This window comes from Pyxidicoccus fallax (assembly GCF_012933655.1).
GTDB classification, from domain to species: Bacteria; Myxococcota; Myxococcia; order Myxococcales; family Myxococcaceae; genus Myxococcus; species Myxococcus fallax.
On sequence record NZ_JABBJJ010000278.1, the window covers coordinates 1 to 16,644 of the forward strand.

11 protein-coding genes are annotated in these 16,644 nt (G+C 71.0%); 5 read left to right on the forward strand and 6 right to left on the reverse strand.

Features of this window, described 5'->3' with window-relative positions; translation table 11 throughout:
* Together HG543_RS39500 and HG543_RS39505 are read left to right on the forward strand one after the other, a co-directional pair.
* The coding region (locus HG543_RS39500) for a hypothetical protein (RefSeq protein ID WP_169350090.1) at positions 1 to 500 on the forward strand (500 nt) is incomplete at its 5' end.
* Positions 501 to 589: 89 nt separating this feature from the next.
* Positions 590 to 3,406: a fibronectin type III domain-containing protein gene (locus HG543_RS39505; RefSeq protein WP_169350091.1), complete on the forward strand. Its 2,817-nt coding sequence runs from the start codon at positions 590 to 592 to the stop codon at positions 3,404 to 3,406.
* Between the two features lie 67 nt (positions 3,407 to 3,473).
* On the opposite strand, the gene HG543_RS39510 is transcribed toward HG543_RS39505, so the two are convergent.
* Both HG543_RS39510 and HG543_RS39515 read right to left on the reverse strand, forming a co-directional pair.
* Positions 3,474 to 5,822 carry an FG-GAP-like repeat-containing protein gene (locus HG543_RS39510; protein ID WP_169350092.1) on the reverse strand — a complete coding sequence of 783 codons (2,349 nt, stop codon included), beginning with the start codon at positions 5,820 to 5,822 and terminating at the stop codon, positions 3,474 to 3,476.
* A 439-nt stretch (positions 5,823 to 6,261) separates the two neighbouring features.
* Positions 6,262 to 8,256 carry a CBM96 family carbohydrate-binding protein gene (locus tag HG543_RS39515; RefSeq protein WP_169350093.1) on the reverse strand — a complete coding sequence of 665 codons (1,995 nt, stop codon included), beginning with the start codon at positions 8,254 to 8,256 and terminating at the stop codon, positions 6,262 to 6,264.
* Between the two features lie 366 nt (positions 8,257 to 8,622).
* On the opposite strand from HG543_RS39515, the gene HG543_RS39520 reads away from it, so the two are divergent.
* Entirely contained in the window at positions 8,623 to 11,469 is a 2,847-nt protein-coding gene (locus HG543_RS39520) for a cation-translocating P-type ATPase (protein ID WP_169350094.1), read from the forward strand.
* An 8-nt stretch (positions 11,470 to 11,477) separates the two neighbouring features.
* On the opposite strand, the gene HG543_RS39525 is transcribed toward HG543_RS39520, so the two are convergent.
* Positions 11,478 to 12,374 (reverse strand): DUF547 domain-containing protein, encoded by an 897-nt coding sequence (locus tag HG543_RS39525; RefSeq protein ID WP_343073554.1) that lies wholly within the window; start codon positions 12,372 to 12,374, stop codon positions 11,478 to 11,480.
* Between the two features lie 98 nt (positions 12,375 to 12,472).
* On the opposite strand from HG543_RS39525, the gene HG543_RS39530 reads away from it, so the two are divergent.
* Complete coding sequence (locus HG543_RS39530) at positions 12,473 to 13,483, forward strand: Rieske 2Fe-2S domain-containing protein (protein ID WP_371876530.1); 1,011 nt, start codon at positions 12,473 to 12,475, stop codon at positions 13,481 to 13,483.
* A gap of 24 nt (positions 13,484 to 13,507) precedes the next feature.
* Here the strand turns inward: HG543_RS39530 and HG543_RS39535 are convergent, their stop codons facing one another.
* Both HG543_RS39535 and HG543_RS39540 read right to left on the reverse strand, forming a co-directional pair.
* Positions 13,508 to 13,726 carry a hypothetical protein gene (locus tag HG543_RS39535; RefSeq protein WP_169350096.1) on the reverse strand — a complete coding sequence of 73 codons (219 nt, stop codon included), beginning with the start codon at positions 13,724 to 13,726 and terminating at the stop codon, positions 13,508 to 13,510.
* 144 nt (positions 13,727 to 13,870) lie between these two features.
* Positions 13,871 to 15,316, reverse strand: a complete 1,446-nt coding sequence (locus HG543_RS39540) for a TolC family protein (protein WP_169350097.1) — start codon at positions 15,314 to 15,316, stop codon at positions 13,871 to 13,873.
* A 320-nt stretch (positions 15,317 to 15,636) separates the two neighbouring features.
* Here HG543_RS39540 and HG543_RS39545 point away from each other — a divergent pair, with 320 nt between their 5' ends.
* Positions 15,637 to 16,128: a MarR family winged helix-turn-helix transcriptional regulator gene (locus HG543_RS39545; protein WP_211194465.1), complete on the forward strand. Its 492-nt coding sequence runs from the start codon at positions 15,637 to 15,639 to the stop codon at positions 16,126 to 16,128.
* Between the two features lie 43 nt (positions 16,129 to 16,171).
* On the opposite strand, the gene HG543_RS39550 is transcribed toward HG543_RS39545, so the two are convergent.
* Positions 16,172 to 16,644, reverse strand: a 473-nt coding sequence (locus tag HG543_RS39550; protein WP_169350098.1) for an energy transducer TonB, incomplete at its 5' end; no start/stop codon positions are given.

The following is a 16,644-nucleotide window of genomic DNA, read 5'->3' on the forward strand; positions in this document are numbered from 1 at the left end:
CGGCGGGGATGCTCGGGGTGGAGGGGCTGTCGCCGATGGTGCCAGGGGACCTGAGCGCCATCGACGGGCTGCGCGAGGACGATGCGGCCCGGCTGGCCGAGGAGCGTATCGACTCGGTGCACGCGCTGGCCTTCACGCCGACGGCGCGCATCTTCTTCAACACGGTGTATGGCCTGCACCGCATCTGTGACTGGCAGGACCAGGCCCTGCTCATCGCGCGCGTCGGACGCACCAATGCCCTGATGCTGCGTGAGCAGTACTTCATCCGGGGCGCCATCGCCGCGCGCAACGAGGCGCTCAAGCTGCTCGCCGCGGCGGGGGAGGCACAGCCCGAGGCTCCCGCCGCGCCGAAGCCCGGGACGACGAGCGTCGTGCAGGACGACATGCTCAAGCGGGCCCTCCATCCGCTCGCCGAGGACAGGGACATCGAGCGCCTCGAGGTGTTCTGGCGCTCCATTCCCGTGCTCGCGGAGACCTCGACAGGGAAGGGGGCGGCGTAGTCCTCCCGATGGGAATCGGACCAGTGATACGGTGATTCCGTATTTTGCGGCTTTACCTCGGTTCCGATTCCTCACCCCCGGGAGCCTTCTTGAACCTGTCACCCCACCCCCGACTCCACTCGCGCCGCGTCTTCCCGCTGTTGCTGTCGTTGCTCGCGGTCCTGCCCGCCGTCGCTGGGGCCGCGCCTCTCTATGTCAGCCCGAGCGGCTCCGACTCCAACGCCGGCACCTCGTCCTCGGCTCCGCTGAAGACCATCCAGGCCGCCCTGGACAAGGCAACCGCGGGGACGACCATCCACCTCGCTCCGGGCATCTACCGTGAGCGGCCCGTCACGAAGCGGGCGGGCACCGCGACGGCGCCCATCACCCTCAAGGGCCCGGAGACCGGCAAGGACCGCGCCGGGCGCTACAAGGCGGTGCTGTACGGCACCAGCCGCATCTTCAACATCGACCACAGCCACTACGTGCTGGAGGGGTTCACCATCGACGGGCAGGAGAAGCTCGCCGGCAAGACGTTCCCCACCCGCCTCGCCGAGGCGCGTGCCTTCAAGGACGCCAACCAGGGCCTCATCTCCGACGGCCGGCTCATCTACATCGGCTCGGCGGAGACCTCGCGCGACATCACCGGCGTCGTCATCCGCGACATGTTCCTCAACGGCGGCGGCGGCGAGTGCATCCGCATGCGCAACAACGCGGATGGGAACGAGATTGCCCACTCCGTCATCCAGTGGTGTGGCATGTACGGCAAGGGCGACGACGTGGAGCGCTACAAGTACCACAACGGCGAGGGCGTTTATATCGGCACCAGCCCCAAGTCGACCGACCAGCCGATGTATGCGAATGACTCCAGCGCGTACAACCACATCCACGACAACACGATTCACACGTACGGGTCGGAGTGCTTCAACGTCAAGGAGAACGCCCACAACAACACGTTCGCCAGGAACGACTGCCGCTACAACGACGAGCCGCTGGAGTGGCTCGGCAGCCTCATCGAGCTGCGCGGCCACGCCAACGTCCTGGACTCCAACGTCATCGCCGACAGCCGCAGCTACGCGCTCAAGCTGAAGTCCGACTCGGGCGCCTATGACAAGGGTGGCAACTCGTTCACCCACAACACCTTCCGCGCGGCGACGGGCGCCTTCATCCGCAACGACAACAGCGCGCCGCAGGGCACCGTCTGCGGCAACACGTTCGACAGCTCGCCGCCGGCCGTGCAGGGCAACTCCGTGGGGAACCCGACCGCGCCGTGCTCCGGCGGCGGGGACACGACGCCGCCCACCGCTCCGTCGGGCCTGAGCGCGACGGCGGTCTCCAGCAGCGCGGTGGCCCTCTCCTGGAATGCCAGCACGGACAACGTCGGCGTGGCGTCGTACTCGGTGTTCCGTGATGGCGCGCGCGTCGCTACCGTCAGCGGCCTGACGTACCGCGACAGCGGCCGGGCGCCGAGCACCACCTATGCGTACCGCGTGGTGGCCACCGACGCGGCGGGCAACGCGTCCGCGCCGTCCCCCACGGTGAGCGTGACGACGCCCGCGCAGACGGGCTCGGCCCTCATCAGCGAGTCCTTCGACAGCTCGGCGGGCGGCATGACGGCCGTCCGGGGTGGCACGTGGGCCGTCAGCGGCGGACGCTATGACCTGTCTTCGCCGGCCGCGGGTACGGTGGAGATGGGCAACGGCAACCTCGCGGTGCATGGCACGGCCGTGTCCGGGGACTTCACGCTCACCACCCTCGCGCGGTCTCCCGGCACGAGCAGCGCCTGGGACGACTTCTCCATCGTGTTCGGCTACACGGACACGGCGAACCACTACTTCGCCAGCTTCAACGAGGGGAACGACGCCAACACCCACGGCCTCTTCCGCGTGCAGGCGGGCACGATGACGCAGATCGCCGACTTCACGGGCGGCATCACCCCGGGCGTGGACCACGCCATCCAGGTGGAGCGCAGCGGGGCCACGCTTCGCGTGTCGCTCGACGGCGTGCTGGTTGGCGAGGTGACGGACTCGACGTTCACCTCCGGCAAGGTGGGCTACGGCAGCCGCAATGACGCCGCGTCGTTCGACGACCTGCGCGTCGTCGCCGCCACCACGAGCGCGGACACGACGCCACCCACGACGCCGACGGGGCTCACCGCGACGGCGGCCTCCAGCACCGAGGTGGAGCTGTCCTGGAACGCCAGCTCGGACAACGTCGGCGTGGCGTCGTACACGGTGCTCCGCGCGGGGACGCCCGTGTGCACGGTGACGGGGCTGACGTGCGGCGACACGGGGCTGAGCCCGGCGACGACGTACAGCTACACCGTCCAGGCCCGCGACGCGGCCGGCAACGTCTCGCCCGCGAGCAGCGCGGTGAGCGTGACGACCCCGGGCGGCACCGGCTCGGCGCTGCTGTCCGAGAACTTCGAGTCGGCCACGAGCTTCCCGTCGGCGGGCTGGACGAACAACAGCGGCAACGGGAGCTGGGCGGTCGTCACCGACGGAACGCGGGCGGTCCAGCAGCAGTCCGCCACGTCCGCCACGTACATCGTCACCGCCGGTCAGGCGACCTGGAGCAACTACACCCTGTCCGCGCGGGTGAAGGTGGGCTCCACGGGCGTGCGCAATGGGCTCGTCGCGCGGTTCGTGGACAACAACAACTTCTACTTCCTCGTGCTCCACAACGGGAACGTGGTGCTGAGCAAGAAGGTCTCCGGCTCCACGACGACCGTGCAGTCCGTGCCGTTCACCGCGAGCACGTCGGCGTTCCACACGCTCACCCTGGTGGTGAGCGGCACGTCCATCCAGGGCTACGTGGATGGGCAGTTGCGCGTGCAGGGCGCGGACACGGCGCTGACGGCGGGGAAGCCGGGCTTCTACGCCAACGGCGTCGCCACCTATGACGACGTGGTGGTGACCTCGCCGTAGTCCGTGTCGCCGGGGTGGAGGTGACGGGGACTCCCGACCTCCACCCCTCGCGGTGGACCGCCCGGGCTCAATGCTCGGGCATGGGGAAGACGGTCAGCTTCCCGTATGCCGTCATGATGACGAGCTCCGGCCTCGCGTCACCGAGCACGTCCATCGACCTCACCCAGTCTGGCCCACCCTCCAGCGCGTAGCTCCGCGCGGGGAGGAAGGCGCCGTCCCCAGCGCCGAGCCACAGCACCAGCGACTTCGTGCCCTTGCCGATGAGGTCCGTGACGCCATCCCCGTCGACGTCCCGGGCCTCCATCACGCCCGGGAAGGTGCTGGCCGCGCAGAGCAGCGGCGCCCGCGGGGTGCCCTGCCCATCGCCGAGCTGCAGCGCGAGGCCGTCCGGGCCGGCCACCACCAGGTCCAGCTTCCCGTCGTCGTCCACGTCGCCCACGCTGGGGGTGCCCGGGAACCAGACCCGGTTCAAGGCTCCCATCGGCGTGCCCTCGCCACTCGGCGTGGTGAAGTCGAGGTGGAGCTCCACCGAGTCGTGGAGGAGGTCCGGCCGGCCGTCGCGATTGAAGTCCACCACCTGGGGCTTCCACAGCGTGGTGATGCAGCCGTCATACGGGCTGTAGCCGAGGTCCGGCGGCGGCAACACGATCATCACCCCATTGCCCTGGTTCAGCAGGCGAGTGGTCCGCGGGGAGCAGTCCCCCGGGACGCTGACGACGAGGTCCAGGTGGCCGTCGCGGTTCAGGTCCTCCGCCACGACGTGGCCCATGCCGTAGGGGGCGAGCTGCGGGTAGCTCGTCGAGGTGGGGAACTCGCCCTGGCCGTTGCCCCAGAGAATCTCGAACGTCACCTGCTCCGGGTTGTAGGCCGGGTTCAGGTCCGAGGGCAGGGTGATGGTGGCCAGATCGTCATGGCCATCGCGGTTGAAGTCTCCCGCCGCGAAGCCCATCAGCCGGAGCTTCGGCAGCGGGATGCGCTGCACGAACTGTCCGTTGCCCTGGTTCAGGATGAGCAGCGCGCTGTCGTACCCCAGCTGCGACACGATGTCCTGGAGGCCATTGCCGTCGAAGTCGCCCGTCGCCGAGCGAGCGCCGCCGGTGTAGCTGGTGTTGAAGACGGCGAGCGGAGCGGGGGATGCCGGAGCCTCGCCGGGGAGCACGCGCACGGGGCAGGTGGGCGGCGTGAGGTTCTCGACGGTGGCGCGCGGAGGCACCCGGTAGACGGACACGGTGTTCTCGGCCGACTCCACCACCAGCAATTCACGCTGTCCGTCCGCGTCCAGGTCCGCCACGGCGACGGCCCGGGGCTCGCGGCCCACCGCGAGCCGGCTGGCGGAGTGGAACCCGCCATCCCCGCGCCCGTACCACACCGTCACCGCCGCGGCGGCGCGGTGCACGGCCGCGACGTCCGGGTGCCCATCGGCGTCCAGGTCCGCCACGGCGAGGTCGTCCACGGGCAGCACCGTCTGTGTCGCCGACGCCTCCGTGAAGCCCGCGTCCCCGTCGCCCCGGTAGATGCGCAGGGTCTGCGCGTCCAGCACGGCGAGGTCCACATGGCCGTCTCCGTCGAAGTCCGCGGTCTCCAGCTCGCGGGCCTGCGTCGTGAGCAGCGGCTGGAACGTGTACTGGCCGAAGCCATTGCCCAGCACGAGGGTGACGGGCTTCTCGTACGCGGACATCACGATGTCCGGAGCGCCGTCCTCGTCGACGTCCGCCACCGTGGCCACGAGGTTCTCCTCGTAGGGGCCAATCACCGGCGCGCCCTGCGCCGTGGTGGGCGTGCTCACGTCGAACGTGCCAGCCGGGCCCGGGCGCACGAAGCTCATCCCGGGGCGGTTCTGGGGCACGTCCTTGCCGTCAATCGAGCCCGCCGCCCACCCGAGCGGCGGCGTGCTCCCGCTCCCCGGCAGGATGCCCAGGTGCCGCGACACGCCGCCGCCCAGGCCGAAGGGCTGCACCTGGAACCAGCCGTCCTGCTGCCCGCGCAGCATCGCCGCACCCCACCGCGTGCCGACCAGCAGGTCCTGCACGCCGTCCGCGTCGAGGTCGCCCGCCGCGAGGCCACCCTGCGCGCTCCGCAGCGAGGCCCGGAGCGTGGGCGCACCCAGGCCGCCCTGGCCATCGTTGAGCAGCACGGAGACTTTGCCGGGCGACACGCGGTAGGGGTTCTCCTGGCTCCGGTCGGAGGAGAGGACGGCGACGTCCGGCGCGCCGTCCCGATTGAAGTCACCCACCGCGAGCGCCTCGGGCGCCAGGCCCGCCGGGAACGCGCCGCGCAGGTACTGGCCGCGCTCACCTCCCGGGCCGGTGCCGGTGGACAGGTCCGGCATCCCCGGGCTCGGCGTGCCCGGCGCCGGAGGCTCGGACGCCTCCGCCGGCTGCTCGTCGTCCACCGAGTCCGAGACCACCGGAAGCACCTCGGCCCGCTCCGTTCCCCGCGTCGTGTTTTCGTTTCCCTCCGAAGGCTGTTCCACTTCGGGAGCCGGCGCCGCGTCGCGCGGAGCGTCCTCTCCCGAGGCGCACCCCGCCATCAGCCAGACCCACCCCATCGCGAACGCCATACCGCGCGCCGCCCGCCTCACCCCTGTTTGCCATTGCATTGATTGCTGCTCCCGGTGTGACTCGCGGTGCAAATGCTCACGTGCCAGCGGTCCTGCAACCCGGTTTCTTTTGTTCGTCTCGTTGGTCGGTGGCGAAGGGACGTGTCCCGCGCGATTGCCCTGTGTGAGGACGCCTGGGGCTCCGAGGGTTGCGCGTCGCGGCGCCGTGGCCCCGCAAACGAAAACGCGGACCGTGGCTGACTTCACCACGGCCCGCGTCCTGTCACGGCTCAGCGCTCTTCGCCAACGGGGGCGCTCAGGGCGCCACCCTCAACAGGAGGATGTCCCTGCCCTGGGCCGGGCCATGCCGTGTCTGCTCCACCTGCGTGGTTCCGCTGAACGAGTAGCCCGCCAGGGTGGAGCCGTCGGGCTGCATGCCCAGCACCTTCCCCGGGATGTCGAGGTAGCGGGACCAGCGGTGGGCCCCGGTGGGCGAGTAGCTCGCCACGAAGCCGTGGTACTCCGACACGGGCGCTCCGAGGGGACCCCCGCCCACGTCCCCGGTACCGAAGAAGGAGCCCATCACCATGAAGTTCCCCTGCGCGTCCACCACCATCCGGCTCATCTCCTCCGTCCCCGTGGTGCCATGCCGGAAGGCACGGCGGTCCGCGCCCGACGCCTCGAGGACGCCCAGCATCAGGTCCGGGTTGCTGTCGTAGGGGTCCGTGGACGCGCTGGTCAGCGTCTGTCCGCCGAACGTGAAGCTGTTGCGGAAGTTGCCGGCGAAGGCCACCGCGTCCCCAGGCAGCACGGCCAGGGCGGAGATGTCGCCGATGGCGCCCTGGAGGACGCGCGTCCAGAGCAGCGTGCCCGTGGGCGAGTACTTGGCGATGAGCGGGTTCTCCGCGTTGGTGGCCAGCGGGTGCGGCCGGCTCACGAGGCCTCCGAGCAGGACGTTGCCCGCGCTGTCCGTGGCCAGCGTGCGGCCCTCCGTGGGCGCATAGCCCGCCTGGAGGGCGGTGGACCAGAGGTGGTTGCCCTCCCAGGAGAACTTCGCGAGGAAGAGGCCCGGAGCGGCATCCTCCGAGGCACGGCTGTTGGGCCCCGCGTCCAGGATGCCGCCCCCCAGGTGGGTCTCACCGAAGAAGGCTCCCGTGACGATGAGGCTGCCGTTGGCGTCGGTGGCCACGGCCCTGGCCAGGATGGGCACGCGCTGGGTCCCGCCGTCGTCGGGCTTGCTCGCCGTGAAGCCCTTCGCCCAGGTGATGCGCCCACTGGGGGAGAACTTCGCGATGAAGCTGGCGGGCGTGTAGACGGAGGTCGCGGGCAGCGGCCCGGTGCCGAAATCCGGCGTGCCGGTGTAGTGGCCCACCATGAGCACGTTGCCCAGGGGGGTGAGCGTCACGTCCGTGACAGTCACGTTCGCGTTCGCCTGCGGGTACGCGCGGGACCATTCGTGGGTGCCGTCCGGGCGGAAGCGGCCCAGCATCACTCCGCCGGGCCCGGAGAAGACGTCACCGCCCAGCGAGCCGCTGCCGGTATATCGGCCCGCCAGCACCCACGCGCCCGTGCTGTCGGTGGCCATGGCGTGCGCCCACTCGTCGCCCGTGCCCCCCTTGTGCCAGACCGCGTCGAGTTCGCCGCCCACGCCCTGGTAGCTGCAGGCCGTATGGACCCGGGTCACCACGAGCGTGGGGTGCAGGTCGTAGCGGGAGTCCTCCGTGGATACGAAGTCCACGCCGTCACCGGCTTCCGGAATGAGGACGAAGGCGTGGTCGCCGCTCTTCTTCACCACGGACGACACGTCGTACTCCACCCAGCTCCCGGAGCTGACCGCGCCCACGTTCCCCAACGGCGAGCCGATGGGGGCCGGGCGGTTGTTCCAGGTGAGGGTGTTTCCATTCCAGCCGCCGGTGGTGGAGTAGAGGGCCGGCCCATTCGAGGAGCCGTCCGTCGCGTACAGCCGGAGACGCGCCCGGATGAGGGTGTCGTTCTCCGACTGCAACCCGAAGACGAAGCGCAGGTAGACGTCCTGCCGGGGCGAGCCGTCCACGACCAGCGTCGTCGCGCTGTTGAAGCTCGAGCCCGCGCTCGCCTGCACCACGTGGGTGTCATAGGTCGCTGTCAGGCCGATGTGTTCTTCCTGGGTGAAGGGCTTGCAGGCATCCGTCACCGCGGCGGCCTTCGCCGACTCCACCTCGGGCGGGGACGACGCCCCCGGCTCCGCCAGTCCCACTCCGTCACCGCACCCCACCAGGAACGCCAGGGCGGGCAGCATTCCCAGCCCCTTCCTCCACTGCTTCGTGCTCACACGGACCTCCGGACGAGAACTCCGGGAGGTGGTGATTGCACCCGCGGTGCCATGGGTTTTCGTGCGCCAGTCACCGGAAGCGCGCGCGGTTTCGGCAATCCGATGCGATGCGGGACGACACGGATTGCCCTTTCACGCCGGGAGCGCGGCACGGGAGGGCAATCCATTGTCCACTTCCGACGCCCTCGGCCTGCCTGCTCCTTCCCCAGACGGCCAGGGCTCTCGGCCTGCCTTCCCCAGAGGGAACGCTTCCGTTTTCCCTGGGAAGTGCGACGTAATTTTCGTGTTTTGGATGTCGGTTGTCCCTCCTGAGAGACGTGGATGCGGACGCATCCATCACCAGATTGCTCGCGGAGGACGAACCTCATGAATGCCCAGCCACCCGGTGAATCCCTGGCGACCGCGTCGCCGCTCCCCGGTACGCCCGCCGGTGCGGCGCCTCCCTGGCACGCGCTGCCGCCCGAGGCGGTGCTGTCGCGCGTGGGCAGCAGGGAAGAGGGGCTGCGGGCCGAGGAGGCGGACGAGCGGCTGTCTCGCTACGGGCCCAACGTGCTCAAGCGCGAGAAGGCGGAAGGTCCCCTGAAGCTGCTCTGGCGGCAGATCAACAGCCCGCTCATCTGGGTGCTCATCGCGTCCGCGGTGCTGGCCATCGCCATGGGCAAGGTGACGGACGGGCTGGTGGTGGCGGCGGTGGTGGTGCTCAACACGCTCATCGGCTTCGTGCAGGAGTACCGCGCGGGCAAGGCGATTGAAGCGCTCAGCGCGATGGTGCCGGAGAACGCCACGGTGATGCGGGGGGGCCACAAGGTGTCGGTGCCGGCGTCGCGGCTGGTGCCGGGGGACGTGGTGCACCTGGCCTCCGGCGACAAGGTGCCCGCGGACATGCGGCTGCTGTCCTCGCGCAACCTCCAGGTGGAGGAGGCCGCGCTCACCGGCGAGTCCGTCCCCGCGCAGAAGCACGTGGCGGCGGTGGCCGAGGACTCCGAGCTGGGAGACCGGGCGAGCCTCGTCTTCGGCGGCACGCTGGTGACGTCCGGCACGGGCGCCGCGGTGGTGGTGGCCACCGGGGGCACCACGGAGCTGGGGCGCATCTCCACGCTCTTGAGCCAGGCCACGGACCTGCAGACGCCGCTGACGAAGGCGCTGGCCACCATCGGCAAGTACATCACCATCGCCATCCTGGTGGTGTCCGCGGTGCTGCTGGTCGTGAGCCTGATGCGCGGCTACGCGGTGAGCGACGCGGTCCTGGTGGCGATTACGCTCGCGGTGGCGGCCATCCCCGAGGGCCTGCCCGCCATCGTCACCATCGCCCTGGCCATCGGCGTGCAGCGCATGGCGGCCCGCCGCGCCGTCATCCGCAAGCTGCCGGCGGTGGAGACGCTGGGGAGCACCACCGTCATCTGCTCCGACAAGACGGGCACCCTCACGCGCAACGAGATGACGGTGCAGGCGCTGTGGACGCCCTCGGGCCGCTACGCCGTCAGCGGCGTGGGCTACGCGCCCCGGGGCGAGCTGCGGCGGGACGGGCAGGTGGTGGGCGAGCCGCCCGTGGACGTGCGCGAGCTGCTGCTGGCCGGCGCGCTGTGCAACGACGCCGCGCTCCAGGGCGGCGGGGACGGGAAGTGGGAGATGACCGGCGACCCCACCGAGGGCGCGCTGGTGGTGTCGGCGGAGAAGGCCGGCCTGCGCGTGGAGGAACTGCGCCAGCGCCACGCGCGCGTGGATGCCATCCCCTTCGAGTCCGAGCACCAGTTCATGGCCACCCTGCACGAGGCCGGGCCGGAACGGCGGCGCATCTTCCTCAAGGGCGCGCCCGAGGTGGTGCTGCGGCGCTGCGCCCTGGGCAACGGCGTCAGCGCCGAGGCCGTGCTGGCCGAGGTGGAGCGGCTGGCGGGGCAGGGCATGCGCGTGCTCGCGGTGGCGCATCGCGAGGTGCCCGCCTCCCACGCCGGCCTGCGCGTGGAGGACGTGGAGGGCGGGCTGGAGCTGCTGGGTCTTCAGGGGATGATTGACCCGCCGCGCGAGGAGGCCATCGCCGCGGTGAAGGCGTGCCACGAGGCCGGCATCGTCGTGAAGATGATTACCGGCGACCACCACGCGACGGCGGAGGCCATCGGCGCGCAGCTCGGGCTGCAACCCGCGGGGAGCCGGGGCGTGACGGGGGCGCAGCTCGCGGCCATGGACGACACGCGGCTGACGGAGGTGGCCACCACCACCAACGTCTTCGCGCGCGTGGCGCCCGAGCACAAGCTGCGGCTGGTGCGCGCACTCCAGACGCACCAGCACGTGGTGGCGATGACGGGCGACGGGGTGAACGACGCGCCCGCGCTGAAGCAGGCCAACATCGGCGTGGCCATGGGCATCACCGGCACGGCGGTGTCCAAGGAGGCGGCGGACATCGTGCTGACGGACGACAACTTCGCCTCCATCGCCGCGGCGGTGGAGGAGGGGCGGCGCGTCTACGACAACCTCATCAAGTCGCTGGCCTTCGTGCTGCCCACCAACCTGGGGCTTGCGCTCATCCTCATGTTCGGCGTGGCCTTCTTCCCCATCCAGAACATCGACGGCAACCTGGTGCCGCTGATGGCCATGCTGCCCACGCAGCTGCTCTGGATAAACCTGGTGGCCACGGTGTCGCTGGCGCTGCCGCTGGCCTTCGAGGCCCGGGAGGCGGACATCATGCGCCGGGCGCCCCGCGCGCCGGACGCGCCGGTGCTCAACCGCTTCGTGCTGATGCGCACGGGGCTGGTGGCGCTGCTGATGGCGGCGGGCGCCATCGGCCTGTTCCTCTGGGAGTACCAGCGCGAGCTGCCGCGCGTGGGCCACGCCATGGCGCTGGCCGAGGCGCAGACGATGGCCGTCAACACCGTCATCAGCTTTCAAATCTTCTACCTGCTGATGTGCCGCACCCTCATCGGCTCGCTGCGCAAGGTGGGCCTCTTCAGCAACCGCGCCGTCTTCGTGGGCGTGGGCGCGCTGGTGCTGCTGCAGGCGGCCTTCATGTACCTGCCCTTCATGCAGCGCGTGTTCGGCACCGCGCCGCTGGCCCCCGGGGCCATCGCCCTGTCCGTGCTGATTGGCGCGGTGGTGCTGCCGGTGGTGGGGCTGGAGAAGTGGCTGCTGCAGCGGCGCGGCTACAAGGTGGTGTCGCAGGTGCACCGCGACCGGGAGGAGCCGCCGCGGCCCGGACACCGCGAGCGGTTGCCGGCGTGAGGGCTTCTTCAGGGACGGGGCTTCCGGGCGGCGGCGTCCGGGAGCGTCCAGTCCTCTTCCGTGAAGACGAGGGTGCAGCGGTCCAGCCGGGGGCCGCAGGCGCGGTCCAGGTCGCTTCGCGTGGCGCAGCCGGGCCGCTCCTCGCAGGTGTCCGGCAGGAAGGCCCAGACGAACTGGAGCACGTTGCCGCGGCGCCCCTCCGGCAGCGCCGCGAGGAAGTCCTCGCGGTAGGTCTCGAGGAGGCGGGACAGGCGGACGGTGCTCCCGTCCACCTCCACGTTGCGCGCGTCGCCCATGAAGCGGCGGCTGGCCTCGTTGAGCTGGGCGTCCAGGAACTCCGGCTGGTAGGGGGCGCCATCCAGCCGGGCCCCGCCGCGCGCGGCCTCGAAGAGGGCGAAGTGGATGCGCGGGTCGGCGAACTCGGTGCGCAGCACGCGGTGGCGCAGGGCCCACAGCGTCAGCCGCTCGCCGCCCACCGGCCACGCGCGGCCCCAGAAGAAGCGCCCCAGCCAGGGTTGCTGGACGGATTCCAGATACGGGTAGCCGTCCACCACCTGCTGCAGCACGAGCGCGTTGTAGGCGTTGAGCCAGTAGGCGAGCTGCTCCTCCGGCGAGGTGAAGACATCCGGCCGGTTGTGCGGCGAGAAGGACGCGAGGGATTGGACGAAGGCGTCCAGCGTCTGCCGCTCGCGGCCCACCGAGGCGAAGTCCACGTTCCCGTCGGACCGCACATGGCGCAGCACCTTCGCATACCCGTGGTAGTGGAAGGGCTCCGAGGCGGACGGCACCGTCGCCGGCAGCATTCCCCGCACGTGCAGCAGCGCGGCGGCGGGCACCAGGGCCGCCACGGCCAGGAGCGCGGCAATCAGCCGATAGCGGCGGCGGGTGGAGGAGGGCGCGTCCACGGGGGGCCATCATAACCCGGGGCGCTGCTTTCCCGGCAGGCGGCTATACTCAGTGCGTCATGGAGCCTACGCCCGACGTCATTCGCCATTTCCATCCCGTGCTCCCCTCCCGCTCGCTCGGCAAGCAGCCGGTGCGGGTGGAGCTGGCCGGCCGTGCCTACGCCCTCTTCCGGGATGCCACCGGAAAGCCCGCTGCGCTCGCGGACGCCTGTCCCCACCGCTTCGCGCCGCTGTCCAAGGGCAAGGTCCGCCCGGACGGGCGGCTTCAGTGCCCGTACCACGGCTGGCGCTTCGACGCGGAGGGGCGCGGCGCCAACCCCGCCCAGCCGGACCTGCGCCACTGCAACACGCGCAGCTTCCAGGTGGTGGAGCGCTACGACTACCTCTGGCTGGCCGAGAAGGACACGCCGCTGTCCGCCTTCCCGGAGATGGGTGGCGGCGAGTACGTCTTCGGCGGGGCGTTCTCCACGCTGTTCAAGGCGCCGCTGCACGTGTCGCTCGACAACTTCAGCGAGGACGAGCACACGCCCTACGTCCACACCCGCCTGGGCTGGGATGACGACCACGCGGCCAACGTGACTTTCGAGGCACGCAACCTGGAGGACCGCACCGAGGTCAGCTACCGCGCGCCCCAGCGGCCCGCGCCCTTCCTGCGGGTGCTGGGCGTGCGCAACGGCGACATCTTCCGGAACGACTGGGTGACCCGCTTCGACCCGGTGCGCAGCCAGTACACGGTGAGCTGGGAGACGCCGGATGGGACGCCGCGCCCGTTCATCACCCAGGCCAACATCTTCTTCGTGCCGGAGACGGCGCGCACCACGCGGCTGCACGCCTTCTCGTTCCTCCGGTGCACCATTCCGGCCATGCGCCCGCTGCTGCCGCTGGCGGCGAAGGCCGCGTCCGCGCTGACGTGGTGGGAGGTGCGCGACGACTCGCTCTTCATCCCCACCGTCGCGGACACGCCCTACAGCCACAAGGGCATGCGCCTGGACCGGTTCGACAAGCCGCTCGTCCACCAGCGCCGGCTCATGGAGCGCATCTACTACCGCGTGGGCGTCGAGGCCGCGCCGGCCCCGGTGCCGCTCACGCGCGAGGCCGCGGGCGGCTGACTCCCGCGGGTGACGCCGCCCCCGTCAGTGAATGGAGGGGGCGGGGTCGTGGTAGGGCGTCACCGTGCCGCTCACGCCGGTACGCGCCTCCCAGGCATTGCAGCCGCTGTCTCCGGACACCTGGAGCTCGAAGTCACTGAGCTCCGGCTGCATGCACCGGCTCTTCTCGTCGCTGCTGGGTTGGGGATGGTGGCTGCCGAAGTAACGGCAGCCCTTGCAGTTCCCCCACTGTCCGTCCGCCATGACGTGCTCCTCGGGAAAGGGGTGAGTGCCTCTTCCCCCGAGGGTGGGGCTGGTGGTGGGCGCTCACAAGCGCCGCTCGCCACCCGCGCTCCAGGGCGGGCGGCCCGGCGCCAGGGAATACGGCGCCGGGTCCGCTGAAGACCGCTACTGCTGGGGCGCCGGCTGCTGCTGCACGGGCGCGTCCGTCGGCTGCGTGCCGGCGGGCTGCTCCAGGCCGGCGGGGTTCCCCGGCGTGCCAGCGGGCTGGCCCGGCAGGGGCTGCAGGTGCGGCGGCACCACGTTCTCGTCCTTCAGGTCCGAGTCCAGCGGGCGGGCCTCGAAGGCGCCCACCGAGCGCAGGAGGCGCAGCGCGGCGACGGCGGCCTGGAGGCGCTCGCTGACGAGGCCAATCTCCGCGCTGGTGAGCGCGGTGTTGGCGTCGGCGACCTCCAGGTAGGTGGCCACGCCGGCCTTGAAGGACACGTCGGTGAGGCGCTGGGACTCACGTGCCAGCTCCACCGTCTGCTCCGCCTTGAGGCGGTTGGCCAGGGCGCTCGCCAGGTCCAGCTGCGCGCGCTTCACTTCCTCGCGCGCCGTCAGCTCGGCCTTGCGGTAGTTGGCCTGGCTCTCCGCGATGCGGGCGGAGGCCTCGCTCAGGTTGGCCTCGCGCAGGCCGCCGTCCCACAGCGTCCAGCTGGCGCCGAAGGTGATGGCCCAGGTGTCGGCCTGGCCCGCGAAGCCGGCCGCGTTGGCGATGCGCCAGGCGGCGGTGACGCCCAGCGTGGGCAGGTAGCTGAACAACACGCCGCGCTTGTTGATGTACTGCAGCTCCACCGTCTCACGCGCGGCGGCCACGTCCGCCCGCTGCTCGAGCGAGCGCTGCAGGAGTGCTTCGGTCTCCGCCTTCGGGGAGACCTCCGGCTCGGGCGGCGGGGCCACCTCGAAGTCGGGCTCGTCGAAGTTCAGCAGGGTGGCCAGCACCAGCTTGGCGGAGGCCGTCGCGTTCTGGGCGCGGATGAGGTCCTGCTCCGCGCGGGACAGGTCCTGCTCGGCGCGCAGCAGCGCCACGCGCGTCACCGTGCCCGCCTCGAAGCGCGCCCGGGTGTCCTTGGCGCGGGCCGCGTTCAGCTCCACCAGCCGCTCCTGGACGGTGACGGCATGGGCCTGCGCCGCGGCGCCGTAGTACGCCTGCGCCACGCCGAAGAGGATTTCGCGCCGCGCCTGCTCCACGTTCAGCTCCGCCACGCGCTCCGACTTGTAGGCGCCCTGGATGGCGGCCCACAGCTGCGGGGCGATGATGGCCTGGCGCGCCTCGATCTGCGCCTGACGCTGCACCAGCGGCTGGATGGTGACGGGCTCCGGGCCGAGGGGGCCGGGCGGGATGACCGCCGCGACGTTGTTGCGGATGATGGCGCCGCTGGCGGTGATGGTGGGCAGGTACCCCGCCCAGGCCTTTCGCGAGGCCGTGTCCGCCTGCCGCAGGCGGGCCTGCGCGGCCTTCAGGTCCAGGTTCTCCTTGCGGGCCCGGGAGAGCGCGTCCTCCAGGGTCAGTACGGGCGGCGGTGCCGCGGCCAGGGTGGCCGCCAGGGTCAGCGCCAGAAGTGAGCTCATACCGCCTCTACCTCCTCAAGGGCCCGCGCCGGCGCGGGGCCCCACGACGTCCAAGATGGACTTGCTACGGGTTGTCACTTCAGTCCGTGTGACCGGGCTTTCTGGCCCGGGGCACCGGAAACGACAGAAAAAGGCGCCGTGCGTTACGCCGGGGGCTAATAGGACTCATCCACCGCCACCCACCATCTCCCGTCCGTCCTCCCCGAGCGCTGGACGCCCATAGTCCATGACGTCCGAAATTGGAAGCTCCGGAATGTATTAATCGTCAAAGGTTGATGAAGTCAATTGTTTAGGTCCTCCGGGGGTATTACATTGGAGGCATGAGCGGCGAGCACCTGGAGCGAAAGACGAAGTCGGCGGACCCGCGACGACGGGTCGACGCGGCCACGGAGCCGGAGACGCGGGAGCTGCCCAAGCAGGCGTGGACGCTCCTGTTCGAGCTGATGCACGCGCACATGCGCAACTTCCCGGCGCTGGCGGCGGAGTTCGACCTGTCGCCGGTGCAGGCGCACGTGCTGAGGCAGCTGGGCGAGGCGCCGCTGGCGATGAGCACCCTGGCGGGCTACCTGTCGTGCGACGCGTCCAACGTGACGGGGCTGGTGGACCGGCTGGAGGCGCGGGGGCTGGTGGCGCGCAAGAGCTCGGAGCAGGACCGGCGGGTGAAGATGCTGGTGCTGACGGAGGCGGGCGCGGCGCTGCGCGAGCGGCTCCTGGAGCGACTGGCGGAGCCGCCCGAGCTCATCGCCAGCCTGGGGGATGAGGACCTGCGGGCCCTGCGCGACATCATGCGCCGGGCGCTGAAGTCGCAGTGACGCGGGGCCCGCGCGCCGTGAGGACGTGCGCGCGGGGCCGCTTTCAGTCCAGCAGGAAGGTGTACGAGTACTTCATCTCCGTGGACACGGCCTCGCCGCCCTTGATGGCGGGCTTGAAGCGGAAGCGGCGGATGGCGTCGCGGGCCGCTTCGTTGAGGCCATAGCCCGGGCCGTTGATGACCTTGACGGCCACCACCTTGCCCTCGTTGTCGATGGTGATGGACAGCGTCACCGTGCCTTCGATGCCGGCGCGGCGGGCCTCCTCCGGGTACGGAATCTTCACCTCGGAGGCGACGGTGGGCTCGGAGTCCACCTGGTAGATGGGCGTGTACTTCGGCGCCGAGTAGCCCTTCACCGACTTGGGGTCCTTCGCGGTGCGGTCCACGCTGCCGTAGGCCGTGTTGCCCACGGGCGCGGCGAAGGTGCCGGCGCTGGTGGTGGACGACATCGTCATGCCCACCACGAGCGGCGGGGGCTTGGCCTGCGGCTGCTCCGGCGGGGGCGTCTGGTTGGGCG